The following is a 25916-nucleotide window of genomic DNA, read 5'->3' as shown; positions in this document are numbered from 1 at the left end:
CTACGCAAGCTACGGCTCCAGGCTGAAGCCAAGCTTAAAGTCAGCCAGCCGCCCGGGCGACTCGGACAGGTCCGAGTTTCCTGTCCGAAAGAGACGACAAGAGAGCATCCGCAGTCTTCTTCCAGCGCCACCAGATTGGCCTGTTCGATCCCTTATTGGCCGCATCTATCGTTCTGCGCCCGCGGCGCCCCGGTCATTATCGAACCGCAGCAGGTGAAGCGGGCCCCAGAAACCGCAAAACCTCAACAATAACAACTGCTTGACTGCATGGAATTCAGCATGACCAGCGCGATAGCCATCGAGCGGATCTGCATGGAATTCGGTACCCCCGGCCAAGGCCTGAAGGCCCTTGACGATGTGTCCCTGGATATCCACGCCAACGAATTCTTCACCCTCCTCGGCCCTTCCGGCTGCGGCAAGACCACCCTCCTCCGCCTCATCGCCGGTTTCGAACAACCCAGCTCCGGCAGCATCCGCCTCTATGGCGAACGCATGGAAGGCCTGCCGCCGTTCCGCCGCCCGGTCAACACGGTGTTCCAGAGTTATGCGCTGTTCCCGCACATGAGCGTCGCCGACAACATCGGCTTCGGCCTGGAGATGCAGGGCCGCCCGCGCAGCGAGATCGACGCCACCGTGAGCCGCATGCTCGAGCTGGTGAAGCTGCCGGAGGTCGGCAAGCGCCGCGCCGACCAGTTGTCCGGTGGCCAGCAGCAACGCATCGCCCTGGCCCGCGCGCTGGCCAGCCGGCCCAAGGTGCTGCTGCTCGACGAGTCGCTGTCGGCGCTGGACCTGAAGCTGCGCAAGGAAATGCAGATCGAGCTGAAGCGCCTGCAGCACGAGACCGGGATCACCTTCATCTTCGTCACCCACGACCAGGAGGAAGCGCTGACCATGTCCGACCGCATCGCGGTGATGAGCAAGGGCAAGGTGTTGCAGGTCGGCACGCCCAGCGACATCTACGAGGCGCCGCTGAACCGGGCGGTCGCCGACTTCATCGGCGAAACCAACTTCCTCGAGGGCCAGGCCGACGCCGACGGCGTGCGCCTGGCGGACGGCCAGCGGCTGGCCGCGACGACCCCGGGCAGCGGCGCGGTGACCCTGGCGATCCGCCCGGAGCGCACCGAACTGGCCGCCGACGGCCAGTTGGAAGGCGTGCTGGAAAACATCGTCTATGTCGGCACCGATACCGTCTACCACCTGAACGTGGCCGGCCAGCCGGGCTTCCGCGTGCGCCAGCAGAACCGCGACGGCGCACGCTGCCCGCACAGTCCGGGGGCGAAGGTGCGGGTGCGGATTCCCGCCGCCGCCATCCGGGTGCTCGCCGAATGAGCACCGCCGGGCGACCTACCGCGCAACAGTCGGCCGAACGCCGGCAGCTGCGTCGGCGCCTGCTGCTGAGCAGCCCGGCGATGCTGATGCTGGTGCTGTTCCTGGTGATCCCGCTGGGCATCATGTTCGCCGTGTCGATCCAGCAATCCGGCGACTACGGCGGAGTGAAATGGGGCCAGCACAGCCTGGAGGCCTACCTCAATTTCCTCTGGGAACGCGACCTGGACGACAGCCTGGTGTTCAACGCCGACTACCTGGGCATCTTCCAGCGCTCGTTCTGGCTGTCGCTGCTGACCACCCTCGGCTGCCTGGCGCTCGGCTTCCCCACCGCGCTGTACCTGGCGTTGCAACCGGAACGTCGGCGCAACCTGCTGCTGTTCCTGGTCACCGTGCCGTTCTGGACCAACCTGCTGGTGCGGGTCTACGCCTGGATCCTGCTGCTGCGCAACGGCGGGCTGGTGGACGCCGGCCTGCAAGGCATCGGCCTGACCGACACCGGGCTGGGGCTGCTCTATACCGACAACGCGGTGATCATCGGCCTCCTTTATACCTACCTGCCGTTCATGGTGCTGCCGATCTACAGCAGCCTGGAAAAGATGGACTGGCGCCTGGTGGAGGCGGCATTCGACCTCGGCGCCAACCGCTGGAAAGCGCTGCGGCGGGTGATCGTGCCGCTGGCGATGCCGGGGATAGTCGCCGGCTGCATCCTGGTATTCATCCCGGCCCTGGGCAGCTACATCATTCCGGAATTGCTCGGCGGCGGTAAGGCGCTGATGATCGGCAACCTGATCCAGCTGCAATTCGGTACCGCGCACAACTGGCCGTTCGGCGCCGCCCTTTCGTTCGCCCTGCTGGCCTTCGTCCTGCTAGCGATGCTGATCTACAACCTGCGCTTCCGGGCCAACGCCGGCGGAGGCCAGCCATGAACGGCCGCAATCCACTCTGGACCTTCAGCGGAGTGCGCCAGGCCGCCTGGCTGTTCTTCGCCTTCCTCTACATCCCGATCCTGGTGCTGGTAGTGCTCAGCTTCAACAGCGGCCAGTCGGCGACGCTCTGGGAGAGCTTCAGCCTGAAATGGTACGCGGTGGTGGCCAACGATCCGGAAATCCTCCGCGCGGCGAAGAACTCGCTGATCGTCGCCACCCTCGCCACCCTGGCCTCGACCGTCCTGGCCACCCTCGCCGCGCTGGGCATGCGCGGTCGCGCCTTCCGCGGACAGACCCTGATGAACGGCGTGCTCGGCCTGCCGTTGCTGGTGCCGGAGATCGTCACCGCGGTGGCGACCCTGATGTTCTTCTCCTTCATCGGCCTGAAGCTGTCGTTGTTCACCATCCTCATCGCCCACATCGTGTTCTGCATCCCCTTCGCCTACCTGCCGATCCGCGCCCGCCTGGAGGGCCTGGACCCGCGCCTGGCGGAGGCCGCCGCCGACCTCTACGCCTCGCCGTGGAAGGCCTTCTGGAAAATCACCCTGCCGCTGCTGATGCCCGGCGTGCTGTCCGGGGCGATGCTCGCGTTCATCATCTCGATGGACGATTTCGTCATCACCTATTTCGTCGCCGGCGCCGGCGCAACCACCCTGCCGGTGTACATCTTCAGCTCCATCCGCATGGGCATATCCCCGAAGATCAATGCGATTTCATCGATCATCCTCATGATTTCCATCGCCTTCGTCGCCCTGTCGTACTACCTCGGCCAACGCCGCCGCTGAGAATCTGCCTCCACGAAGAAAAAACAGAAGATCGCCAGGAGTCCATCATGACCTACCGCACACCGCTCACCCTGCTCTTCGCCGCCGGCCTAGCCCTGGGCGGCCAGGCTCGCGCCGAAGGCACCCTGCACTTCGCCAACTGGTCGGACTACTACCCGCCGGAGTTGCTGAAGAAGTTCGAGAAGGACACCGGGATCAAGGCCACCCTCGACGCCTACGACAGCAACGAGACGCTGCTGGCCAAGCTCAAGGCCGGAGGCGGCGCCTACGACGTGGTGGTGCCGTCGGACAGTTTCATAGAAATATTCGTCAAGGAGGGGCTGCTGCAAAAGCTCGACAAGAGCCAGTTGCCGAGCCTGGGCAACCTGAAGGAAAACTTCCGGACCCTTGGCTTCGATCCCGGCCACGACTACAGCATTCCCTATCTCTGGGGCACCACCGGCTACAGCTACGATACGGCGAAGGTGCCGGGCGGCAGGCTGGAAGAAAGCTGGAAGCCGTTCTTCGAACCACCAGCCGAGCTGAAAGGCAAGGTGGTGGCTCTGAACTCCATCGAGGAACTGTTCATTCCCGCCACCTACTACCTCGGCATCGACGAATGCACCGAGGACGCCAGGGAAGCGCAGAAGGTCCTCGACCTGCTGCTCAGGCAAAAGCCGGCGCTGGCCATGTACAACAGCGACGGCACCATCGAGCGCATGGCCGCCGGCGAGGTCGCCATGCACCAGCAGTGGAACGGCGCCTTCCACCGCGCCCACGCCCAACGCGCCAGCCTCGAATACGTCTATCCGAAGGAAGGCATCCGGCTGTTCATCGACAACTTCGCGATTCCGCGCGACGCCAGCAACGTCAAGGAAGCCCACGTCTTCATCGACTGGATGATGCGCCCGGAGAACATCGCCGCCGCCTCCAACTTCGCCAAGTACAACAACGCCATCGTCGGCTCGGAGAAATTCATGGAGAAGGCGCTGTTCGACGACCCGGCGATCAACACCCCGCAGGACAAGCTCGACCGCCTGAAGCCATTCAAGCTCTGCTCGCCGAAAGCCCTGGCGCTGCGCAGCAAGGTCTGGACCAAGCTTAAGAAATGATCGACACGGCGCTGGCGGCCAGCTCGCGCCAGCGCTGGCCGGCCAGCCAGCTTGGCCATTTCGATCCCTTTTTGACCGTCTACAGGGTTCTCCCCGGCGAAACCGGATTGCTAGAGTCGAACCGCGCCCTCCTCGAGGGGTCGCCCGGAGCCGCGGAAACGGCGCCGGCAGAGCCCAAGGGAACCTCGCGACCGCGAGCTAGAAATCCAACAAGAACGCTTCCTGAGAACGCCATGAACACTATCGACGCCCCAACGCCCGTGCCCGCACACGCCGCGCGCCCTCTCGTCACTGCCATTTCCACCGACCCGGCGGAAACCCCAGCGGTTTTCCACTAGCCCGTCCATTCACCCGGCGCAGGAAAGGTCCGCCCACGCGGCCGCCTGCGGGATCGATACGGCATTTCGCGAGGAGCGGAACATGGCCAGCCAACGCAACAACGGCATCCTCATCGGCGGCAAGCGCCCCGAGTACGTCCACAGCGCCCAGGGCACCGGCCTGCGGCGCATCCTCGGGCTTCCCGCCCTGGTCTTCTTCGGGCTGGTCTACATGGTTCCGCTGACCATGTTCACCACCTACGGGGTAGTCACCGAGATCACCGGCGGTCGCACCGCCAGCGCCTACCTGATCACCCTGGCGGCGATGCTCTTCACCGCCTTTGCCTACAGCTTCATGGTGAAGAAATATCCCATCGCCGGCTCGGCCTATTCCTATACCAGCCTCAGCTTCGGCCCCTGCGTCGGCTTCCTCGCCGGCTGGTCGCTGCTGCTCGACTACCTGTTCCTGCCGATGATCAACTACCTGCTCATCGGCCTGTTCCTCAACATCGCCTTCCCGATGGTGCCGGCCTGGGTCTTCGTGCTCGCGGCGATCGGCCTGGTCACCGTGCTCAACGTGATCGGCATCAGCTCGGTGGCCGGCATGAGCAACGTGATCGTCGGCGCCCAGTTCGTCTTCGCCGTGGTGTTCGTCGCCATGGCGGTCAAGCACCTGGCCGGCATCCCCTCGCTGGACCTGAGCCTGCCCTTCGTCGGCGACGGCAGCCAGCCGGGCTTCGCCCCGTTGATGGCCGGCGCGGCGGTGCTGTGCCTGTCGTTCCTCGGCTTCGACGCGGTCTCGACCCTGGCCGAGGAAACCCGCGATCCGCAACGCGACATCCCGCGCGCCATCGTCATCACCACGGTCGGCGCCGGCCTGCTGTTCACCGTGCTGGCGGTCTTCAGCCAACTGGTGTTCCCCGGCAGCGTATTCCAGGACGCCGAGTCGGCGGCCAACGAAGTGATGCTGGCGGCCGGCGGCAAGTTCCTCGCCAGCTTCTTCACCGCCGCCTACGTCGCCGGCGCCGCCGGCTCGGCGCTGGCCTCGCAGGCCTCGGTGTCGCGCATCCTCTACAGCATGGGCCGCGACGGCATCCTGCCGCGGCGCGTGTTCGGCAGCCTCTCGGAGCGCTTCAAGACGCCAGTGATCGCGATCCTGGTGGTCTCGGTGATTTCCCTGCTGGCGGTGGTCATCGACCTCACCACCCTGGCCTCGATGATCAGCTTCGGCGCGCTGGTGGCGTTCTCCGCGGTGAACCTGGCGGTGATCCGCAGCTACCTGCTGCTCGACGGCCGCCGCGCCCCGCGCGACCTGCTGCGCTACGGGCTGGTGCCGGCCATCGGCCTGGGCCTGACCCTGTGGCTGTGGACCAGCCTCTCGGCGCTGACCCTGGTGATCGGCCTGACCTGGTTCGCCGCCGGCCTCGCCTACCTGGCGTTGCATACCGGCGGTTTCCGCCGCAAGGCGCCGACCGTGACCTTCTCCGAACAGAACTGAGCCCGGGAGCCCGACATGCTGACCATCTACAGCGACGACCATCGCCTGCACCACGGCCGGCACGAACTGATCGGCGGCCAGTTCACCCCCTGCTTCGAAAAACCCAGCCGCGCCGACATGGTCCTCGACCGCGTGAAGGCCGTCGGCCTCGGCGAAGTCCGCGCACCGCGCGACTTCGGCCTGGAACCGATCCGCCGGGTGCACAGCGAGGGTTTCGTGCGTTTCCTGCAGAACGCCTGGCAGGACTGGCTGGCCACCGGCCGCAGCCACGACATGCTGCCGATCGCCTGGCCGACCCGGCGCCTGCGGCAGACGGAGCCGGACAACATCGACGGTCGCCTCGGCTACTACTCCTTCGACGCCGGCGCGCCGATCACCGCCGGGACCTGGCAGGCGATCACCAGTTCGGCCAACGTCGCCCTCAGCGGCCAGTCCGAACTCGCCAACGGCGCGCGCTCGGTATTTTCGCTCTGTCGCCCGCCGGGCCACCACGCCGCGGCCGACTACATGGGCGGCTATTGCTTCTTCAACAATGCCGCCATCGCCGCCCAGGCCTTCCTCGACCGGGGCGCCGGGCGGGTGGCGATCCTCGACGTCGACTACCACCATGGCAACGGCACCCAGGACATCTTCTACGACCGCGCCGATGTGCTGTTCACCTCGATCCACGGCGATCCGCGCTTCGAATACCCCTATTTCCTCGGCTACGCCGACGAGAAGGGCAACGGCGTCGGCACCGGCTACAACTTCAACTACCCACTGGCGGCCGGCAGCGACTGGGCGACCTGGAGCCAGGCGCTGCAGGCGGCGATCCGGCAGATCCAGGCCTATGCGGCGGACGTCCTGATCGTTTCCCTGGGGGTGGATACCTTCAAGGAGGACCCGATTTCCCAGTTCCGCCTGGACAGCCCCGACTACCTGCGCATGGGCGAAGCCATCGGCAAGCTCGGCCTGGCCACGCTGTTCGTGATGGAGGGAGGCTACGCGGTGGAGGAAATCGGGATCAACGCGGTGAACGTGCTACAGGGTTTCGAAGGGGTTCACCGGTAAGCCCGCCCGCAACTTCGCCCGGTCGGAACGCGAAACGGCCCGCCTCCCGGAAGAGAGGCGGGCCGTTTCGATTCAGGGCCTTACTTGATCACTTCGACGAACTCGACGTCGATCTCGCGGCCGACCAGGTCGCGGTCGACTTCGCCGGTCAGCTTGACCCGGGTCTTGTCGTTGATTTCCATCGGCGGGAAGTCTTCGTCGTCGATCTCGACCTTCATGCTGCCGGTGGCGTCGCGGAACTCGTAGATGTCGCCCTTGATGCGCTTGACGATGGTGCCCTGAAGGACCACCGGGGTGTCGTCGGCAGCTTCCAGCGCGGCCTTCACCGTGGTGGTGGTCGGGGTAGCGCCCGGGCCGGTATAGCCAGCGGCCAGGGTGACGGTGGAGAACAGGCCGATGGCAGCGATGAGGGGCAGGTGACGAAGTTTCATGGGTAACGCCTCGTAGTTGGTTTCGATGGGTCCAGGCTACGAAGCCTTGCTGAAACCAGGCTTAATCGGCGCTTAAGCGAAGCTTAATCGGCATCGCTGGTGGCCAGGCGCTCGCCGCTCTTCTTGCGGAACACGTAGAACAGGTTCGGCTCGCTGACCATGTAGATGGTGCCCTCGTCGTCGATGGCCACCCCTTCGGCGCGCGGGATCTTGCTGTCCAGGCCGTTGAAGCCGCCGAGCAGGCTGATGAAGCTGACCGGCTCGCCCTTCTCGTCCAGCTCCAGCAGCAGATGCGATTCGGCCGACAGCACCAGGGTATGGCCGGTACGCGGGTCGACGCTGAGCGCCGAGACGTTGCGCATGTACAGGTCGTCGCTCGGCAGCGCGGTCATCGCCCCGCTCAGGCTCGGCCCGCCGTCGCTCTTCCAGCTGAACAGGGTCATCGGATCGCGCTCCTTGCTCAGCAACAGACGCTGCTGGCGCGGATCCCAGGCAATGCCCTCGAAGCCCTTGTTCTTCTTGCCGATATTGCCCAGCGGGAATTCGGCCAGGCTCTTGGTGCTCAGCTCGGCGGTCTGCGGGTCGACATGGAAGATGGTCAGGGTATTGCGGCGCTCGTCGGTCACTGCGACGTTGCCGTTCTCCAGCACCGCCACGCCTTCGGGATTGCTCAGGCCGAGCAGCGGGATGGTGCGCAGCACGTCGCCGGTGAGCGACAGCTCCACCAGCAGCGGCCGCTTGCCGGTAACGGTGAACAGGGTCCTGGTTGCCGGGTTGTAGGCCAGGTCCGAGGTTTCGTCCTCTTCCAGGCCCTGCAACGGCTTGGCGTCGATCACCACCCGATAGCCCGGCAGCCAGATGCTTTCGTCGCGCTGCTGCTGGCTGGCCTGGCTTTCCTTCCACCACAGGCCGGCGCGATCGTCCCAATGCATGACGATGGTCAGCACCACGCCGACGAGCACGACGAACGCCGGCAGCAGCCAGCGGAAACGGGGAAGCTTGGAGGCAAGGGACATGGGCGAGGCTCGACTGTTTGGCCAGGTGTTTTCTTGGGCGTCGCCATGAAAGGGCATTGCCCCCGGCCTGTCAATCGAAGCGTCGGCCAGCCGACCGACAGTCGCTTCCGCTGCCGGCGCTAGGGAGGTCGGCCGCCCCCGGCGGCCGCAGCGGTTCAGAGCACGCGGGTCTCGAAACGGCTGGCGCCCGGCAATTCGAGCAGCAACTCGTCGCCGCTGTTCAGCGGCCCGACCCCGGACGGCGTGCCGGTCAGCACCACATCGCCGGCCTGTAGCGAGAAATGCCCGGCGATGTGCTGGATCAGCGGCACGATCGGATTGAGCATGTCGCGGCTGTTGCCGTCCTGGCGTACCTCGCCGTTGATGGTCAGGCGGATGCCGATGTCGGTCGGGTCGGGGAACTGGTCGGCGTTCACGAACGGCGACAGCACGCCGGCGCCATCGAAGCTCTTTGCCAGCTCCCAGGGCAGGCCCTTTTCCTTCAGCTTCGCCTGGACCTCGCGCAAGGTCAGGTCCAGCGCCGGCGCATAGCCGGAGATCGCGTCGAGGACCTCCTCGCGGCTCGGCTTGCGCGACAGCGGCTTGCCGATCAGCACGGCGATTTCCGCCTCGTAGTGTACCGAGCCGCGCTCCTGCGGCAGGCTCAGCCCGCCGCTCACCGGCACCACGCAGGAGCCGGGCTTGATGAACAGCAGCGGCTCGGTGGGAACCGGGTTGTTCAGTTCCTTGGCGTGCTCGGCGTAGTTGCGCCCGACGCAGACCAGCTTGCCCAGGGGGAAGTGGATCGGGGTGCCGTCGATATATTGATGCTGGTAACTCATTTACCGACTCCTGAACGGGTGGAAAGGCATCCGTGGCGCCCGCCACAGACGAGAAGGGCCGGATGACCGGCCCTCTGCGTTGCGAAACCTGCTACTCGGCGAAGATCTTGCCGGGATTCATGATCCCGTTGGGGTCGAACACCGCCTTCAGTGCCTTCATATAGGCAATTTCGGTTTCCGAGCGGGTGTAGGTCAAGTAGTCGCGCTTGGTCATGCCCACGCCATGCTCGGCGGAAATCGAGCCGTTGTACTTCTCGACGGTCTCGAACACCCACTTGTTGACGGTCGCGCACCTGGCGAAGAACTCGTCCTTGCCGAGGTTTTCCGGCTTGAGGATGTTCAGGTGCAGGTTGCCGTCGCCGATGTGGCCGAACCACACCACCTCGAAGTCCGGGTAGTTGGCCTCGACGATGGCGTCGATGTCCTTGAGGAAGGCGGGCACCCGGGAAACCGTGACCGAGATGTCGTTCTTGTACGGCGTCCAGTGGGAGATGGTCTCGGAGATGTACTCGCGCAGCTTCCACAGGTTCTGCAACTGCTGCTCGCTCTGGCTCATCACCCCGTCCAGCACCCAGCCCTGCTCGACGCAGTGCTCGAAGGTGGCCAGCGCCTCGTTGGCGACTTCCTCGGTGGTCGCCTCGAACTCCAGCAGGGCGTAGAACGGGCAGTCGGTCTCGAACGCCCGCGGTACGTCGCCACGGGCCAGGACCTTGGCCAGGGCCTTGTCGGAGAAGAACTCGAAGGCGGTCAGGTCGAGCTTGCTCTGGAAGGCATGCAGCACCGGCATGATCGAGTCGAAGTCGGGCGTGCCGAGGACCATAGCGGTGAGGTTCTTCGGCGTGCGCTCCAGGCGCATAGTCGCCTCGACCACGAAGCCCAGGGTGCCTTCGGCGCCGATGAACAGCTGGCGCATATCGTAGCCGGTGGCGTTCTTGATCAGGTCCTTGTTCAGCTCGAGCAGGTCGCCCTTGCCGGTGACGACCTTCATCCCGGCCACCCAGTTACGGGTCATGCCGTAGCGAATGACCTTGATCCCGCCGGCATTGGTGCCGATATTGCCGCCGATCTGGCTGGAACCGGAAGAAGCGAAGTCAACCGGGTAGTACAGGCCGTTTTCCTCGGCGAAGGTCTGCAGTTGCTTGGTAACCACGCCGGGCTGGCAGACCACGGTGCGGTCGAAGGCATTGAAGTCGAGGATCCGGTTCATGTAGTCGAAGGCCACCACGACTTCGCCGTTGGCCGCCACGGCCGCGGCGGAGAGCCCGGTACGGCCGCCCGACGGGACCAGACCGACCTTGTGCTGGTTGGCCCAGCGGACGATCGCCTGGACCTGCTCGACGCTCTTGGGGAACACGATGGCCAGCGGCGCAGGGGCGAAATGCTTGGTCCAGTCCTTGCCGTAGGCGTCCAGGGAGGCGGCGTCGTCGAGCAGCTTGCCAGGCTCGACCAGGGGCTTGAGCGATTCGATCAGGGCTTCGCGGGTCATTCGGGAACTCTCAAATGATTCATGGTCGCCCTGAGAACAACTCAGGTCGCAACCGGGCAAGGAAAAGGGAGAACATGCTAGCATACGCCCCCCGCGCTTAGTGCCTCTGGGCGCCGAGTTGCGGGTGCCGGCCAGCGCCGGCCGGACCCGCTTCGCGCAGTTCGCTTTCCAGCCACTTCCTCCGGGACAACAGGTTTACGCAGATGAGCAAGACCTCTCTCGACAAGAGCAAGATCAAGTTCCTTCTTCTCGAAGGTGTCCACCAGAACGCCGTGGACACGCTGAAGGCCGCCGGCTACACCAACATCGAGTACCTCAAGACCGCGCTTTCCGGCGATGAGCTGAAGGAAAGGATCGCCGATGCGCACTTCATCGGCATTCGCTCCCGCACCCAGCTGACCGAAGAGGTCTTCGACTGCGCGAAGAAACTGATCGCGGTCGGCTGCTTCTGCATCGGCACCAACCAGGTCGACCTCAACGCCGCTCGCGAACGCGGTATCGCCGTGTTCAACGCGCCCTACTCGAACACCCGCTCTGTGGCTGAGCTGGTACTGGCCGAGGCGATCCTGCTGCTGCGCGGCATCCCGGAAAAGAACGCTTCCTGCCATCGCGGCGGCTGGATCAAGAGCGCGGCGAACTCCTTCGAGATCCGTGGCAAGAAGCTCGGCATCGTCGGCTACGGTTCGATCGGCACCCAGCTCTCGGTACTCGCCGAGGCCCTGGGCATGCAGGTGTTCTTCTACGACACCGTGACCAAGCTGCCGCTGGGCAACGCGGTGCAGATCGGCAGCCTGCACGAGCTGCTGGGCATGTCCGACATCGTCTCGCTGCACGTTCCCGAACTGCCCTCCACCCAGTGGATGATCGGCGAGAAGGAAATCCGCGCGATGAAGAAGGGCGGCATCCTGATCAACGCCGCGCGCGGCACCGTGGTCGAGCTGGACCACCTGGCCGCCGCGATCAAGGATGAGCACCTGATCGGCGCCGCCATCGACGTGTTCCCGGTCGAGCCGAAATCCAACGACGAGGAATTCGCCAGCCCGCTGCGTGGCCTGGACCGGGTGATCCTGACCCCGCACATCGGCGGCTCCACCGCCGAGGCACAGGCCAACATCGGCCTGGAAGTGGCGGAGAAGCTGGTCAAGTACAGCGACAACGGCACCTCGGTGTCCTCGGTCAACTTCCCCGAAGTGGCCCTGCCGTCGCACCCGGGCAAGCACCGCCTGCTGCACATCCACGCCAACATCCCCGGCGTGATGAGCGAGATCAACAAGGTCTTCGCCGACAACGGCATCAACGTTTCCGGCCAATACCTGCAAACCAACGATAAGGTCGGCTACGTGGTGATCGACGTCGATGCCGAGTACTCCGACCTGGCCCTGGAGAAACTCCAGCAGGTCAACGGCACCATCCGTAGCCGCGTGCTGTTCTAAGACAGCGCCCGGCGGAAAGGAAAAGGAGGCCCAGCGGCCTCCTTTTTCGTTTCCGTCACTTGACGGTAACGGTGATCTTCTCCGACTCCACGGTCGGCTCCAGCGGCACGTGGTTCTTGTCGCCCACCAGCAGTTGCAGGGTGTGCTTGCCCGGCGGCAGGGTGATCTCGGTTTCGGTCTGGCCCTTGCCGAAGTGGCGGATGTTGTCGGTCATCGGCAGCGGCAGGTTCATCGCCGGCTGCTCCTTCAGGTCCACCAACAGGTGATGGTGGCCGGTATCCGGCATGTCGACGCCGGCCGGCGCCACGCCCATGCCTTTCAGGCCGAATTTCACGGTGAAGGTCTTGTCGACGGTTGCACCATCGGCCGGCGTGATGAAATACACTTTCGCCCCTTCGGGCGCCTTCGTCCGGGGCAGGTCGGCAGCCATCAGGCTGGCGGATGCGCCGAACATCAGGGCGGCTAGACCGAGGCAAGGCAATGTCACTCTCATGGGAGTCTCCTGTTTTCACTTCCGTTAGCACCCGGGAAACGCCACTGGACGGAATTTCCCCGGCACTCTTCGTGCCTTCCGAATCAGGGAAAGGCATCGCTGGCACAGCGATTTCCACTGCGAAGCCCGTGTTAGAGCGGCGCTCGCGCACATAATCCGGGTCAATGCCCGCAACCCCTGGAAAGACCGCATGCAACCCAGTAGGTTCGCGATTGTCCAGGACGCGGGCCCGGCTAAGCTGAACGAACAGCATAGGCCCGACCGACGTTCATTCCCACCCGAGGAGTACTACATGCGATTTCTGCCCCGCCTGCTGATGCTGGTATCCCTGGCCGCCCCGCTGGCCCATGCCGAACTGCTCGACGACGTCCACCAGCGCGGCGCCCTGCGCATCGCCCTGGAGGGCACCTATCCGCCGTTCAACTTCAAGCAGGGCGGCAAGCTCACCGGCTTCGAGACCGAACTGGGCGAACTGCTGGCCGCCGAGCTGGAGGTCAAGCCGGAATTCGTCACCACCGAATGGAGCGGCATCCTCGCCGGCCTGCAGAGCGGCAAGTACGACATCGCGCTGAACCAGGTCTCGGTGAACGAGCAGCGGCGCAAGGTCTTCGACTTCAGCGAGCCGTACACTATCTCCAGCGCCCAGTTGATCGTGCGCGCCGACGACACCCGCCAGTTCAGGTCGCTGGAAGACCTCAAGGGCCTCAAGCTCGGCGTCGGCCAGGGCACCAACTACGCCGACCTGGCGAAGTCGGTGGCCGGCGTCAACGTGCGCACCTATCCGGGCGCCCCGGAATACCTGCAGGACCTGGCCAGCAAACGCATCGACGCGGCGCTCAACGACCGCCTGCTGATCCCCTTCGCCATCCGCGAGGCCAAGCTGCCGGTCAAGCCCGGCGCGGCGGTGGGACCGGTGGCGAACATGGCGATTCCCTACCGGAAGAACAATCCGAAGTTCGGCGAGGCGCTGAATGCGGCGCTGGAGAAGATCAAGGCCGACGGCCGCTTCGCCAAGCTCTCGGAAAAGTGGTTCGGCCTGGACGTCAGCCAGCCGCCGAAGTGAGTTCCCGCCCGAACGGGGGAAGCGGCCGCGCCCGAGAGACGCGGCCGTCGTGTTTGTCGATGGAGTGTTGAATGAATTCGCTGCAGAAATTGCTCGAATGGCTCGCCAACCTGGTCGAGCTGCTCGGGATGGCCTGGCCCTTCCTGCTCCAGGGCGCGATGTATACCGTGCTGTTCGCCGCGGTATCGATGGTCCTGGGCCTGATCCTCGGCTTCAGCGTCGCGGTGGTCCGGGTGACCAAGGTGCCGGTGGTCTCGCAGATCGCCGCGGTCTACGTCAGCGCCTTCCGCGGGACGCCACTGCTGGTGCAGATCTTCGTCCTGTACTACGGGCTGCCGAGCGTCGGCATCGAGTTCACCCCGGTCACCGCGGGCATCCTGGCGCTGACCCTGAATGTCGCGGCCTATCTCTCGGAGTCCATGCGCGGGGCGATCCTCGGCATCGACAAGGGACAATGGGAAGCCGGGCTCTCGGTCGGCCTGACCTGGGGCCAGACCCTGTGGAACATCATCACCCCGCAGGCCCTGCGCCTGGCGGTGCCGAGCCTGTCGAACAGCCTGATCAGCCTGATCAAGGACACTTCGCTGATCTCCGTGATCACCGTGACCGAGCTGATGCTGGCGACCAAGGAGGTCATCGCCGAGACCTTCCAGCCGCTGCCGCTCTATCTCGCCGCCGCCGGGATCTACTGGCTGCTTTCGGCGCTCTTCGAGCGTGTGCAGAAAGCCCTGGAGAACCGCCTGACCGCGCCGCTGCGGCGCTGAGCGTTCAGCCGCCGGCGTCGAGGCCGGCCAGGCAGACCGCGGCGCGGTCCAGCTCGTCTTCGTTGAAGACCAGCACGCCCATGCGCTTGAGGGCGGCCGCGGTGACGCCCTCGCCGGCGACCCGGCTGCCGTTGAAGCGGCCGTCGTAGTTCTCCAGGTTGCCGCAGGAAGGACTGCGCGCCTTGAGCACGGCCATCCGGATGTCATGGCGGCGGACCAGCTCCACTGCCGCCTCCGCCCCCAGCAGGAATGCTTCGCTGACATCCTCGCCGTCGACGGTGAAGACCCGGTTCAGCCGGTCCAGCACTTCGCCGCCCTGGCCGCCGGGGATCTCCGCTGGCGGGCGGGGCGTCGGCAGGCCGCCGGCGACCTCCGGGCAAAGGGCGACGATCCGCCCCTGCGCATGCCAGCGCGAGAGCAGGTCGAACGGGCCATGGCTGCCACCGTCGTAGCGCACCAGGTGGCCCAGCAGGCAACGGCTGACCAGAACCTTCTGCATGGATGCTCCACCCCTTTGACAGGCACACAGAGTAGCCTGCCGCTCACCGATGGTCACGCCCGGTAACAGTAGCCGGGAAGCACCGGGGAAACCCGCCCTCGACCCAACCGGAGTTAGGCCTCGCGGTAGCGCGCCAGCGCCCGTATGGCGGGGACCAGGGCTATTTCTTGCCGATCCTTAGGATAGAACTGCGGGCGGCCCATGGCGAACCTCCGCCGCCCCGAGCAGACTGGCTTCCCGCGCAACCGCGAAGGACCCGCCCGTCATGCTCCCGACCCGCTCGCTTCTACCGTTTTTCCTGGCCCCCGCGCTGCTCGCCAGCGCTGCCAGCCAGGCGGCCATGGAGGCCCTGGACAACGACAGTCTCAGCCAGGTCACCGGCCAGGCCGGCATCAGCCTGCGCCTGGACCTACGCGCCGGCGCGGCCAGGGTCGCCTGGGTGGACGACGGCGGCAGCCTCTCGCTGCGCAACCTGGTGATCGACAACGGCTGCGTGAAGGCCGGCGACTGCCCGGACGGGCGCGGCGGCAACATCCCCCTGGGCGCCGCCCAGCTCGGCCTGAGCCTGCCGATCTTCGGCGTCGAGCAGCCGACCCTGGCACTGGACGTGACCACCGGTAGCGGCGGCGGGCAGCAACTGGCGATCAGCCTGCCGGACCTCGCCACCATCAACGACCAGTTGATCGCCAGCGGCCTGCCGGCGCAGCGCATCCGCCTGCGGGTGGCCAGCGACCTGTACATCGGCGACAACTCGATCGGCCGCATCGAACTGCGCGACATCACCGACCTGCGCGGCACGATCAAGGTCTGGGGTCACTGAGGCGGCGACCCCGCCGAGGGTTCAGGAAAGTTGCAGGAGGGATTCGTTGCGCCGGCGGAACCAGCCGGTCAGCGACAGCCGGTCGCGGCTGGCGGGCAGGACTTCGTGCTCGGTGCCGGCGGACATGAACACCACCAGGCTACCGCCCGTCGGCTGGATGTCCACCTGCCGCTGCGGCAGGTGCAGGCGCAGCGCGCCGCCATGCTCGGGCAACCAGGCATCGTTGAGGTAGAGAACCGCGGAGACGGTGCGTGCGTCGTCGTCGCGGAAACGATCGACATGCTTCTGGTAATAGGCGCCCGGCGGGTACAGCGCGAAGTGGCACTCGAAATCCTCGAGGCCGAGAAACAGCGAGGCGTTGAGCGCCTGGCGCAAGCTGTCCATCACCCCCAGGTATTCGTCGCAGGCCACGGATTCTCCGGGCTCCAGCCATTGCGTGAGGTCGCCGCGGATGCCTTCGCGGATCACCTGGCCGTCGCCGCGGCCGATCGCCGCCGGGGTCAGGTCGCCCGCGACCGCACGGGTGCGGCACTCTTCGGCCAATCTGGTGGTCAGACGCTCAGGCATGAAGATGCTCTGGTGCGACCAGCCCTGGTCGACCAGTTCATCGACGATGCGATGCAGGAGTGGATGATTGACGTTGATGTGCATTGTCCATTGTAGCGTGCCGCCCCGGTGTCTCGACAAGCGGTCCGCCGCATGTCGACAATAGCGCCCCATGGACGGCACCACCCGAACGACGAGGCTTTCGCCGCCAAAGGAGTATCAATGCGCGCTTTGCTCGCCTTCGCTTTACTGCTGGTTGGTCTGCCCGCCCTGGCCGACCCTTATCAACGCCTGTACCAGGCCGCTGGCTGGCCCGACCAGCGCGCGCATTTCAGCGATGCCCTGGACGCGGCGCAGAAGCGCTACCAGGACAAGCTGCCACCCGCGCTCTACCAGACCCTGGTGGACAACAGCAATCGCCGCTTCGCCCCGGCCGAAGTCGACCAGCGCGCCCTCAACGGCCTGCGCGAGAACCTGCCGGACAGCGCCAGCCCGCTGAATTTCTTCGAGTCGCCGCTGGGACGCAAGGTGGTCGCCGCCGAGGTGCTCGCCACCCGCCGCGACCAGTTGCTCCAGCACAGCAACGGCCTGCCGCGGCAGACCGCCAGCGAGCCACGCCGGGCCCTGGTCAAGCGCCTGGCCCAGGTCCTTCCGGCCCGAGAGGCCGGTGCGGAAGTCAGCCTGGCCCTGGCCGGGGTCGCCGCCGACAGCCTCAGCCAGATGCTTCCGGGCCTCCCCGGCCTGCTTGGCGGCGGACAGACCGGCCAGTTGCTGGAAGGCCAGCGCCAGCGCCTGGTGCAGCAGATCGGCGCGGACCTGGAGAACACCCTGCTGTATGTCTACCGCGATCTCTCCGACGCGGAACTCACCCAGTACGTGAACTTCGCCGAGTCGCCGGCCGGCCGCAGCTACTACCAGGCGGCCCTGGCCGCGCTGAAAGCCGGCCTGGCGGTGGACCAGGCGGTCGCCCCCTGATCGCCGCGGGGCCTGGAACTCAGGCCCCCAGCGCGTCGCTCAGGAAATCGAAATAGCGCCGCCGCAGCCCCTCGCTTTCGTTCGCCAGGTGATGGCGCGCCTCTTCCAGCAACAGTATCCGCGGCTCGTCGAATTTCTCCCGCAGCACCTTCAGGCCATGGCGCCAGTCCACCGTCTCGTCGGACTCGCCCTGCACCACCAGGGGGCTCAGGGCACGCCGAGGCGCCCGCTCGATGCGCGGCACCCAGCGGGTCAGCGCGCCGACCCAGGCGGTCGGCAGGGTGCGTGGCTGCAACGGATCGTGCTCGCGGAGGAAGTCGAGGAACTGCGGATCGCTGGAGTTCTCCGAGAAGCGCCGCGGGATCGAGTCGACGAAGGGGCTCAGCAGGCGGTAGCTGAGCTTCGACCAGCCCCAGGCGCGCGGGCGCACCAGCGGCGCCAGGAGAATCGTCTCGCCCAGCTCGGGACGTTCGCCGCCGTGCAGCAGGTAGTCCAGCAGGATCGCCCCACCAGTGCTTTGTCCGCAGAGGTGCCAGGGCGCCGCCAGGTCGAGTTCGGCAGCCTGGCCCAGCAGGCCCTTGAACACCGCCTGGTATTCGGCGAAGTCGCGGATGCTGGCCCGCTCGCCTTCGGACAGGCCATGCCCCGGCAGGTCGCAGGCGAGCACCGAGAAGCCCATGCCCAGCGCCCAGTCGACTACGTGCCGATACAGTCCCATGTGGTCGTAATAGCCATGCATCAGCAACAGGCTGCCGCGCGCCTCCGGCAGCAGCCAGGCCTGCACCGCCAGGCGGCGCCCGTCGACCGCCATGCTGCCGAGCCGCGCTTGCAGGCGCGGATGGCGGGAGCGCAGGTCCAGGCCGTAGTAGGCCTGGTAGGCGAGGACGGCGGCGTCCGCCTCGGCCGCGGCCAAGGGTCGCAGGTGCTGGCGCAGGTAATCGGGGTTGAAGGCTTCTGACATCGGCGGTTCCGGGCTGCAATCTATTCGTGGCCGGGCCACGGGCGAAACCCAGGGATATTCAGCTGCGCGCGAACACATGGCAAGCTTGGCACCCGTTTTCCGTGTGAATGCCATGACTCCCCGCCGCAAGACGCTCCTCGTCAGCCTGGTCGGCCTGCTCTGGGCCGGCGGCCTGCTCGCCGCCTACTGGTGGTTCGAGATCCGCTACATCCGCCCGTTCAGCGAGCAGACCACCCTGTTCTCCGGCGACAGCCTGCGCCTGCCGGCCGAGCTGGCCGGGCCGGGGGCGATCCGCCTGGTGCATTTCTGGGACCCGGCCTGCCCCTGCAACGTCGGCAACCAGCAGCACCTCGGCGAGCTGATCGAACGCTTCGCCGGCAAGGGCGTGGAGTTCCATGTCCTGCAGAAGCCTGGCAGCCAGGGCCGCCTGCCGGACAACCTGGCCGCCCTGCGCCCCCTCGCCGGTCTGCCCGGTTCCGAGCAGTTGCCGGCCAGCCCGGCCGTGGCGATCTGGGACCGCGACGGCCGCCTGGCCTACTTCGGCCCCTATAGCGAGGGCGCGGTATGCACCTCCAGCAACAGCTTCATCGAACCGATCCTCGAAGCGCTGCTGCAGGGACGTCCGGTGGATGCCACCCATACCCTCGCCGTGGGTTGCTACTGCCCCTGGACCCCGGAAAAAGGCTGACCTGGCTCAACACCGGGCCTTCCGGAGGGGGCGCCGGAAGGCGTAGCGGCTACACTGCCCGGGTCGGCCCACGAGGGGCCGTTGCCGAACCAAGGAGTCGCTGCATGTCCCTACGTCCCACCCTCGCCCTGCTCGCCCTCGTCAGCCTGCCGCTGATGGCCGCCCAGAACGACCCTCAGCCCAGCAGCAAGGAACTGATGAAGGAGCACCAGGCGCAGATCCAGAACGACCTGGCCGACGTCGACTACAAGCGCAAGCGCATCGTCGAGGCCAACATGAACCTCACCGACCAGGAAGGCGAGAAGTTCTGGCCAATCTACAACACCTACCGCACCGAGTCGGACAAGCTCAGCAAGGAAACCCTCAGGCTCCTGCTCGACTACGCCCAGGCCTACAACAGCGGCAACGTCAGCGACGACCAGGCGAGCACGCTGATCGAGCGTGTCGACGACCTCCAGGAGGACCGTCTGGAACTGCGCGACAAGTACGTCAAGCGCATCGCCAAGAACGTCTCGCCCAAGCGCGCCATGCGCTTCCTGCAGATCGAGATCCAGCTCGACGCCATCGCCACCCTGGAGATCGGCCGTCAGGTACCGCTGGTCGAGTAACCCTCTTCCCGCTTCGCCAGCCGCGCCCTGTATTGCTCCGGGGACGCGGCGTGCCAGCGGCGAAAGGCCCGGTAGAACGGCGACAGCTCGGCGAACCCGCAAGCCTTGGCCACCTCGCGGATGGCGCGACCGGCCAACAGCATCTCGCTCGCCCGCTGCCGGCGAACCTCATCGCGAACCTGCCGGAAACTCGCTCCCCCAGCGGCCAGCGCACGCTGCAAGGCACCGCTGCCAAGGCCCAGCTCCGCCGCGCACTGGCGCAAGCCATAGCCCTCCCCGAGGCGCAGCTCGATCAGGTAGCGCACGCGATTGAGCAAGCGGTTCTCGCTGAGTTCGCGGGTCTGTTCTTCCGCGTGGCGGGTCAGCACGCCATGCATGTCCGGATTGGCGTTGCGCGAAGGACGCCGCAGCAAGGCGGCGGAAAACACCAGGGCATCGTGCGGCCGCGAGAACAGCGGCAGCCTGCCGAACAACCGGCGGTGTTCGCCCAGCCGTGGCGGGGCTCGGTGGCGGAACTCGATGCGCTCGGCGACGAACTCGTCGTCGCTGATCAGCGCCAGCAGCTTGAGGAACAGCAGCATCAGGCATTCGATCTGCTGACGCAGCGAGGCATAGCCCAGGTAGTTGATGTCGAGGATCAGCCTTGCCGTTTCCCCTTCGACCTCGAGGCGCGCGGCGAAACCGCCGGAGAGAATGTGCTGGAAACGCACGAAGCTGCGCAGCGCCTCCTCCAGGTCGCGCGCGGACAGCAGCAGGTAGCCGACCACATCGAGCAGGCGCGGCTTCATTGCCTCGCCCAGGTGCAGGCCGATGTCGGCATCGCCGGTCACCGCCGCCAGCTCGGTCCAGAACAACGGGGCGTTGTCATGCACCAGGCGGCCGCCCAGGGTCGGCGGCGGCAGCGGGATACGCCGGTAGACGCTGCGGTAGACGCGGGTGGGGTCGAGCCCGAGGGCGTCCAGGGCTTCATACAACAGACGCCGCAGCGTGGCGGAATGGGTCAGGGGGCTGGTAGACGGGTCGTCCTGCATGGCGGCTCCTCGCGATTGACCAAAGACTTCCAGGGTCCGAGCATTCGGTCAATGCCGCGGGCCGGCGGCATCCGCAGAATGCTCGGCACTACAACAAGGAGAAAGGATCGATGAAACGCACCCTGACCGTGATCGCCGTGGCGGTCGCCGCCGCGGCTGCCGGCGGCGCCTGGTACCTCCATGCCAAGCAGCCGCTCCGCAACGGCTCGCTCGCCCTGGCCCACCTGCAGGCGCCGGTCGACGTGCGCTACGACGAGCGCGGGGTTCCGCACCTGTATGCGCAGAACCAGACCGACCTCTACCGCGCCCTCGGCTACGTGCACGCCCAGGACCGCCTGTTCCAGATGGAAATGCTGCGGCGCCTGGCGCGCGGCGAGCTGGCCGAAGTGCTCGGACCCAAGCTGGTGGATACCGACCGTCTGTTCCGCACCCTGCGCATCCGCGACCACGCCGCCGAATACAGCGCCCGCCAGGACAAGCAGTCGCAGCCCTGGAAAGTGCTGGAGGCCTACCTGGACGGGGTCAACCAGTTCCAGGAAAACAACCCGGCGCCGCTCGAATTCGATCTGCTGGGCATACCCAGGCGTCCCTTCACCCCCGAAGATACCCTGAGCATCGCCGGCTACATGGCCTACAGCTTCGCCGCCGCCTTCCGCACCGAGCCGGTGCTGACCTACATCCGCGACGAACTGGGCAGCGACTACCTGCGCATCTTCGATCTCGACTGGCATCCGCAGGGCGTGCTGACGCCCTCCGGCGCACTGGGCGCCGGCGACTGGAAGAACCTCGGCGCCCTCGCCCGTCTCAGCCAGCAGGCCCTGGAGGACGCCGGCCTGCCGCAGTTCGAGGGCAGCAACGCCTGGGTCGTCGCCGGCAGCCGCACCGCCAGCGGCAAGCCCCTGCTGGCCGGCGACCCGCATATCCGCTTCGCCGCGCCGGCGGTATGGTACGAGGCCCAGCTGAGCGCGCCCGGCTTCGAACTCTATGGCCACCACCAGGCGCTCAACCCCTTCGCCTCGCTGGGCCACAACCGTGCGTTCGGCTGGAGCCTGACGATGTTCCAGAACGACGACCTCGACCTGGTCGCCGAGAAGGTCAACCCGGACAACCCCAACCAGGTCTGGTACCAGGGCGAATGGGTCGACCTGCAGAGCGAGGAGCAGGAAATCGCGGTCAAGGGCGCTGCGCCGGTGAAGCTCACCCTGCGCCGCTCGCCCCACGGTCCGATCGTCAACGACGCGCTCGGCGCCAGCTCCGGCAAGACCCCGATCGCCATGTGGTGGGCGTTCCTCGAGACCGAGAACCCGGTGCTCGACGCCTTCTACCAGCTGAATCGCGCCGATACCCTGGCCAAGGCCCGCGCGGCGGCCTCGAAGATCCATTCGCCAGGACTCAACCTGGTCTGGGCCAATGCCGCCGGCGATATCGGCTGGTGGGCCTCGGCGGCCCTGCCGAAGCGGCCGGAGGGAGTGAACCCGAGCTTCATCCTCGACGGCAGCAAGGGCGAGGCGGACAAGTCCGGCTTCTATCCGTTCGCCGACAACCCGCAGGAGGAAAACCCGGCGCGCGGCTACATCGTCTCCGCCAACTTCCAGCCGGTCCCGGCCAATGGCCGGCCGATTCCCGGCTACTACAACCTGGCGGACCGCGGCCAGTGGCTGGATACCCAACTGGCCGACCGCGGCACCAAATGGAACCTGGACAACAGCCGCGCGCTGCAACTCGGCAATCGCACCGGCTACGCGCCGCGCCTGCTCGCACCCTTGCTGCCGGTCCTGCGCGAGGTGGTCGACGACGCCGAAGGCAAGCGCCTGGTCGAGCAACTGGCGGCCTGGAAGGGCGACTACCCGGTCGACTCGACCGCCGCCACGCTGTTCAACCAGTTGCTGTTCCAGATTGCCGAGGGCGCCTTGCACGACGAACTGGGCGATGCCTTCTTCGACAGCCTGATCGCCACCCGCGCCATCGACAGCGCGCTGCCTCGGCTGGCTGGCGACGCCGACTCGCCCTGGTGGGACGACCGCCGCACAGAACGCCGGGAAACCCGCGCGGATATCGTCAGGGCCGCCTGGAACGCCTCCCTCGCGCATCTGCGCGGCACCCTCGGCAACGACCCGTCCGGCTGGCTGTGGGGCAAGGCGCATACCCTGACCCACGAGCACGCCCTGGGCCAGCAAGCGCTGCTCAAGCGCCTTCTCAACGTCGGTCCGTTCGCCGCCCCCGGCACCCACGAGGTACCGAACAATCTGTCGGCGAAGATCGGCCCGGCCCCCTGGGCGGTCACCTACGGTCCATCGACCCGGCGCCTGGTGGACTTCGCCGACCCGACCCACAGCCTCGGCATCAACCCGGTCGGGCAGAGCGGCGTGCCCTTCGACGGCCACTACGACGACCAGGCCGAGGCCTACATCGAGGGCCACTACCTGCCGCAGCACTACGAGGAAAACGAGGTGAAGGCTAACAGCAAGGGCGTGCTGGTGCTGGAACCGAAGCGCTGAGCCGGCCGGCGTGGGGTCGGGCGAGTAGCCGCATGGTGGTTGTCCGCCGGATACAACGGGGTATCGGCGGATAACGCCTCGGGCGTCGCCCTACGGAGCGTAGCCAGGCATTTCCTGCCACCGACGCGCCAATGAAAAAGGCCACCCGCAGGTGGCCTTTTCTTTTCGGCGGAGGGCTCAGGCCGGGGTCGGCGAGCCTTTCTGCCAGTCGGTCGCGGTCTCTTCCATCGCCTGCTGGATCGCCCGGCGACGCCGCTCCTCGGCCTGGCGGGTGAAGTACCAGGCGAAGAAGGTGAACAGCGAAACGCTCAGCAGGATCAGGCTGGCCACCGCGTTGATCTCCGGCTTCACGCCCAGGCGTACCGCCGAGAACACTTCCATCGGCAAGGTGGTCGAGCCGGGTCCGGAGACGAAGCTGGCCAGTACCAGGTCGTCCAGCGACAGGGCGAAGGACATCATGCCGCCCGCCGCCAGCGAGGGCGCGATCATCGGGATGGTGATCAGCAGGAACACCTTCCAGGGCTTGGCGCCCAGGTCCATCGCCGCTTCCTCGATCGACAGGTCGAGTTCACGCAGGCGCGCCGACACCACCACCGCCACGTAGGACGAGCAGAAGCTGGTGTGGGCGATCCAGATGGTCACGATACCCCGTTCCTGCGGCCAGCCGATCAGTTGCGCCATGGCCACGAACAACAGCAGCAGCGACAGACCGGTGATCACTTCCGGCATCACCAGCGGCGCGGTGACCATGCCGCCGAACAGCGTACGACCGCGGAAGCGCGGGATGCGGGTGAGGACGAAGGCCGCCAGGGTGCCGAGGAGCACCGAGGAGAATGCCGTATAGAAGGCGATCTCCAGGGAGCGTCCGACCGAACTGACCAGTTGGGTGTTGTCCAGCAGGCCGACGTACCACTTCACCGACCAGCCGCCCCACACCGTCACCAGCTTGGAGGCGTTGAACGAATAGATCACCAGGATCAGCATCGGCAGGTAGATGAAGAGCAGGCCGACGATCAGCATGACGTTGGAGAAATTCCAGCGCTTCATACCTTGCCCTCCAGTTCTTTGGCCTGGTTCTTGTTGAACAGGATGATCGGGATGATCAGGATCGCCAGCATCACCACCGCCAGGGCGGACGCCACCGGCCAGTCGCGGTTGTTGAAGAACTCCTGCCAGAGCACCTTGCCGATCATCAGGGTCTCGGGGCCGCCGAGCAGTTCCGGGATGACGAACTCGCCCACCGCCGGGATGAACACCAGCATACAGCCGGCGATGATGCCGTTCTTCGACAGCGGCACGGTGATCTTCCAGAAGCTGGTGAAGTTACGCGCGCCCAGGTCGGAAGCGGCCTCCAGCAGGCTCGGGTCGTGCTTCACCAGGTTGGCGTAGAGCGGCAGGATCATGAACGGCAGGTAGGAATAGACGATGCCGATGTACACCGCGATGTTGGTGTTGAGGATGGTCAGCGGCTCGCTGATGAGCCCCAGCCCCATCAGTACGCTGTTGAGCAGGCCGTTGTTGGAAAGGATGCCCATCCAGGCATAGACCCGGATCAGGATCGCCGTCCAGGTCGGCATCATGATCAGCAGCAGCAGGACGGTCTGCGAGGACTGGCTGGAGCGGGCGATGGCGTAGGCCATCGGGTAGCCCACCAGCAGGCAGATCAGGGTACTGATGAAGGCCATCTTCAGCGAGCCGAGGTAGGCATCGATGTAGAGCGGGTCATCGGTCAGCATCAGGTAGTTGCCGAGGTTGAGGAGCACCTGCAACTGCTGGTCCGCGTAGGCGAAGATCTCGGTGTAGGGCGGGATGGCCACGTCCGCTTCCGCCAGGCTGATCTTCAGCACGATGGCGAAGGGCAGCAGGAAGAACAGGAAGAGCCACAGGAACGGCACCCCGATGACCGCATGCCGCCCGGTGGGCATGCGCTTTTTCAGGCTGTTGGCGAATTTCATGACTGCAGTACCACGCCGCTGTCGTCGTACCAGCTGATGTACACCGACTGGTCCCAGGTCGGCCGGGCGACGTGGCGCTCGGCGTTGGCCATGAAGGCCTGGACGATCATCCCGGAGGCCAGCTTGATGTAGTACACCGAGTGGCCGCCAAGGTAGGCGATGTCGTAGACGGTGCCCTGGGCCCAGTTGTGCCCGGCGTGTTCCAGGTTGTCCGGCTTCTGCGCGCTGATCATCACTTTCTCCGGCCGCAGCGCGTAGGTGATGCGCTTGTCCTCGGCGCGGGTGCTGATGCCGTGGCCGATGTAGATCGGGTTCTCCAGCTGCGGGCAGGCGATCACCGCATGGTCCTGCACGTCCTCCACCAGCACGCCGTCGAACAGGTTGACGTTGCCGATGAACTCGCAGACCAGGCGGCTCGCCGGGGTCTCGTAGATGTCCATCGGGCTGCCGATCTGCTCGATGCAGCCCAGGTGCATGATGGCGATGCGCTGGGCCATGGTCATGGCCTCTTCCTGGTCGTGGGTCACCATCACGCAGGTCACGCCGACGCGCTCGATGATCTCCACCAGTTCCAGTTGCATCTGCGAGCGCAGCTTCTTGTCCAGCGCGCCCATCGGCTCGTCGAGCAGCAGCAGCTTCGGCCGCTTGGCCAGCGAACGGGCCAGGGCCACCCGCTGGCGCTGGCCGCCGGAGAGCTGGTGCGGCTTGCGCTTGGCGTACTGGGTCATGTGCACCAGCTTGAGCATCTCGGCCACGCGCTCGTCGATCTCGGCCTTGGGCAGGCCGTCCTGCTTGAGGCCGAAGGCGATGTTCTGCGCCACGCTCATGTGCG

The 25916-nt window shown here is 66.2% G+C and carries 26 protein-coding genes; 14 read left to right on the top strand and 12 right to left on the bottom strand.

Features of this window, described 5'->3' with window-relative positions; translation table 11 throughout:
• Positions 1-279: 279 nt before the first annotated feature.
• The 6 genes from HMPREF2924_RS25230 to aphB all read left to right on the top strand — a co-directional run bounded on the left by HMPREF2924_RS25230 (position 280) and on the right by aphB (position 6996).
• On the top strand, positions 280-1329 hold the full coding sequence (locus HMPREF2924_RS25230; protein WP_003110578.1) for an ABC transporter ATP-binding protein: 1050 nt from the start codon (positions 280-282) through the stop codon (positions 1327-1329).
• The gene (locus tag HMPREF2924_RS25225) at positions 1326-2255 is read left to right on the top strand and encodes an ABC transporter permease (RefSeq protein ID WP_003112953.1); all 930 of its coding nucleotides are present in this window, start codon (positions 1326-1328) and stop codon (positions 2253-2255) included. Before HMPREF2924_RS25230 ends, HMPREF2924_RS25225 begins: the two co-directional genes overlap by 4 nt.
• On the top strand, positions 2252-3040 hold the full coding sequence (locus tag HMPREF2924_RS25220; protein WP_003128877.1) for an ABC transporter permease: 789 nt from the start codon (positions 2252-2254) through the stop codon (positions 3038-3040). The genes HMPREF2924_RS25225 and HMPREF2924_RS25220 overlap by 4 nt, the downstream gene beginning before the upstream one ends.
• A 47-nt stretch (positions 3041-3087) precedes the next feature.
• Complete coding sequence (locus tag HMPREF2924_RS25215; protein ID WP_003084365.1) at positions 3088-4131, top strand: ABC transporter substrate-binding protein; 1044 nt, start codon at positions 3088-3090, stop codon at positions 4129-4131.
• A gap of 420 nt (positions 4132-4551) precedes the next feature.
• Positions 4552-5946, top strand: coding sequence for an APC family permease (locus HMPREF2924_RS25210; protein WP_003128875.1), 1395 nt, complete (start codon positions 4552-4554; stop codon positions 5944-5946).
• Positions 5947-5961: 15 nt separating this feature from the next.
• Entirely contained in the window at positions 5962-6996 is a 1035-nt protein-coding gene (gene aphB, locus HMPREF2924_RS25205) for an acetylpolyamine amidohydrolase AphB (protein ID WP_003110574.1), read from the top strand.
• Positions 6997-7076: 80 nt separating this feature from the next.
• On the opposite strand, the gene HMPREF2924_RS25200 is transcribed toward aphB, so the two are convergent.
• The 4 genes from HMPREF2924_RS25200 to HMPREF2924_RS25185 form a co-directional block, all read right to left on the bottom strand.
• A complete protein-coding gene (locus HMPREF2924_RS25200; protein ID WP_003084357.1) occupies positions 7077-7427 on the bottom strand; it encodes a NirD/YgiW/YdeI family stress tolerance protein in 351 nt (116 codons plus the stop codon).
• A gap of 83 nt (positions 7428-7510) precedes the next feature.
• Positions 7511-8500: an SdiA-regulated domain-containing protein gene (locus tag HMPREF2924_RS25195; RefSeq protein ID WP_003128872.1), complete on the bottom strand. Its 990-nt coding sequence runs from the start codon at positions 8498-8500 to the stop codon at positions 7511-7513.
• Between the two features lie 98 nt (positions 8501-8598).
• On the bottom strand, positions 8599-9264 hold the full coding sequence (locus HMPREF2924_RS25190) for a fumarylacetoacetate hydrolase family protein (RefSeq protein WP_003084353.1): 666 nt from the start codon (positions 9262-9264) through the stop codon (positions 8599-8601).
• A 91-nt stretch (positions 9265-9355) separates the two neighbouring features.
• Complete coding sequence (locus HMPREF2924_RS25185; protein WP_003084351.1) at positions 9356-10750, bottom strand: FAD-binding oxidoreductase; 1395 nt, start codon at positions 10748-10750, stop codon at positions 9356-9358.
• Between the two features lie 203 nt (positions 10751-10953).
• Here HMPREF2924_RS25185 and serA point away from each other — a divergent pair, with 203 nt between their 5' ends.
• Positions 10954-12183 carry a phosphoglycerate dehydrogenase gene (serA, locus tag HMPREF2924_RS25180; protein WP_003084348.1) on the top strand — a complete coding sequence of 410 codons (1230 nt, stop codon included), beginning with the start codon at positions 10954-10956 and terminating at the stop codon, positions 12181-12183.
• Between the two features lie 55 nt (positions 12184-12238).
• On the opposite strand, the gene HMPREF2924_RS25175 is transcribed toward serA, so the two are convergent.
• Positions 12239-12676 carry a DUF4399 domain-containing protein gene (locus HMPREF2924_RS25175; protein WP_003084345.1) on the bottom strand — a complete coding sequence of 146 codons (438 nt, stop codon included), beginning with the start codon at positions 12674-12676 and terminating at the stop codon, positions 12239-12241.
• 292 nt (positions 12677-12968) lie between these two features.
• Between HMPREF2924_RS25175 and HMPREF2924_RS25170 the strand changes: the two genes are divergently transcribed.
• Positions 12969-13739 (top strand): cystine ABC transporter substrate-binding protein, encoded by a 771-nt coding sequence (locus tag HMPREF2924_RS25170; RefSeq protein ID WP_003084341.1) that lies wholly within the window; start codon positions 12969-12971, stop codon positions 13737-13739.
• A gap of 71 nt (positions 13740-13810) precedes the next feature.
• A complete protein-coding gene (locus HMPREF2924_RS25165) occupies positions 13811-14503 on the top strand; it encodes an amino acid ABC transporter permease (protein ID WP_003084339.1) in 693 nt (230 codons plus the stop codon).
• Positions 14504-14507: 4 nt separating this feature from the next.
• Here the strand turns inward: HMPREF2924_RS25165 and HMPREF2924_RS25160 are convergent, their stop codons facing one another.
• Complete coding sequence (locus tag HMPREF2924_RS25160) at positions 14508-15002, bottom strand: 2-thiouracil desulfurase family protein (RefSeq protein ID WP_003084333.1); 495 nt, start codon at positions 15000-15002, stop codon at positions 14508-14510.
• Between the two features lie 265 nt (positions 15003-15267).
• Between HMPREF2924_RS25160 and HMPREF2924_RS25155 the strand changes: the two genes are divergently transcribed.
• On the top strand, positions 15268-15822 hold the full coding sequence (locus tag HMPREF2924_RS25155) for a DUF6160 family protein (RefSeq protein WP_003084327.1): 555 nt from the start codon (positions 15268-15270) through the stop codon (positions 15820-15822).
• Between the two features lie 21 nt (positions 15823-15843).
• On the opposite strand, the gene HMPREF2924_RS25150 is transcribed toward HMPREF2924_RS25155, so the two are convergent.
• Entirely contained in the window at positions 15844-16542 is a 699-nt protein-coding gene (locus tag HMPREF2924_RS25150) for a 2OG-Fe(II) oxygenase (RefSeq protein WP_003128868.1), read from the bottom strand.
• 48 nt (positions 16543-16590) lie between these two features.
• Here HMPREF2924_RS25150 and HMPREF2924_RS25145 point away from each other — a divergent pair, with 48 nt between their 5' ends.
• On the top strand, positions 16591-17343 hold the full coding sequence (locus HMPREF2924_RS25145) for a hypothetical protein (RefSeq protein WP_003084320.1): 753 nt from the start codon (positions 16591-16593) through the stop codon (positions 17341-17343).
• 19 nt (positions 17344-17362) lie between these two features.
• Here HMPREF2924_RS25145 and HMPREF2924_RS25140 read toward each other — a convergent pair whose 3' ends face one another.
• Complete coding sequence (locus tag HMPREF2924_RS25140) at positions 17363-18304, bottom strand: phospholipase BipL (protein ID WP_003084318.1); 942 nt, start codon at positions 18302-18304, stop codon at positions 17363-17365.
• A gap of 76 nt (positions 18305-18380) precedes the next feature.
• Here HMPREF2924_RS25140 and HMPREF2924_RS25135 point away from each other — a divergent pair, with 76 nt between their 5' ends.
• Positions 18381-18992: a DUF6436 domain-containing protein gene (locus tag HMPREF2924_RS25135; RefSeq protein ID WP_003118762.1), complete on the top strand. Its 612-nt coding sequence runs from the start codon at positions 18381-18383 to the stop codon at positions 18990-18992.
• Positions 18993-19096: 104 nt separating this feature from the next.
• Positions 19097-19600, top strand: coding sequence for a hypothetical protein (locus HMPREF2924_RS25130; protein ID WP_023094485.1), 504 nt, complete (start codon positions 19097-19099; stop codon positions 19598-19600).
• Here the strand turns inward: HMPREF2924_RS25130 and HMPREF2924_RS25125 are convergent.
• Positions 19579-20631 (bottom strand): AraC family transcriptional regulator, encoded by a 1053-nt coding sequence (locus HMPREF2924_RS25125; protein ID WP_003128865.1) that lies wholly within the window; start codon positions 20629-20631, stop codon positions 19579-19581. The genes HMPREF2924_RS25130 and HMPREF2924_RS25125 overlap by 22 nt on opposite strands.
• A gap of 110 nt (positions 20632-20741) precedes the next feature.
• On the opposite strand from HMPREF2924_RS25125, the gene hacB reads away from it, so the two are divergent.
• The gene (hacB, locus tag HMPREF2924_RS25120; protein WP_003128864.1) at positions 20742-23129 is read left to right on the top strand and encodes an N-acylhomoserine lactone acylase HacB; all 2388 of its coding nucleotides are present in this window, start codon (positions 20742-20744) and stop codon (positions 23127-23129) included.
• A 177-nt stretch (positions 23130-23306) separates the two neighbouring features.
• Here hacB and HMPREF2924_RS25115 read toward each other — a convergent pair whose 3' ends face one another.
• From HMPREF2924_RS25115 to HMPREF2924_RS25105, 3 genes are all read right to left on the bottom strand, one after another.
• Entirely contained in the window at positions 23307-24176 is an 870-nt protein-coding gene (locus HMPREF2924_RS25115) for an ABC transporter permease subunit (protein WP_003084307.1), read from the bottom strand.
• Positions 24173-25054, bottom strand: a complete 882-nt coding sequence (locus tag HMPREF2924_RS25110) for an ABC transporter permease subunit (RefSeq protein WP_003121722.1) — start codon at positions 25052-25054, stop codon at positions 24173-24175. Before HMPREF2924_RS25110 ends, HMPREF2924_RS25115 begins: the two co-directional genes overlap by 4 nt.
• A 26-nt stretch (positions 25055-25080) precedes the next feature.
• On the bottom strand, positions 25081-25916 hold an 836-nt coding region (locus HMPREF2924_RS25105; RefSeq protein WP_049330595.1), incomplete at its 5' end, for a TOBE domain-containing protein.

The organism is Pseudomonas sp. HMSC063H08 (genome assembly GCF_001813645.1).
Classification (GTDB): domain Bacteria; phylum Pseudomonadota; class Gammaproteobacteria; order Pseudomonadales; family Pseudomonadaceae; genus Pseudomonas; species Pseudomonas aeruginosa.
Note: the sequence above shows the minus strand (reverse complement) of the source record. Positions and strands in the feature narration are given on the sequence as shown.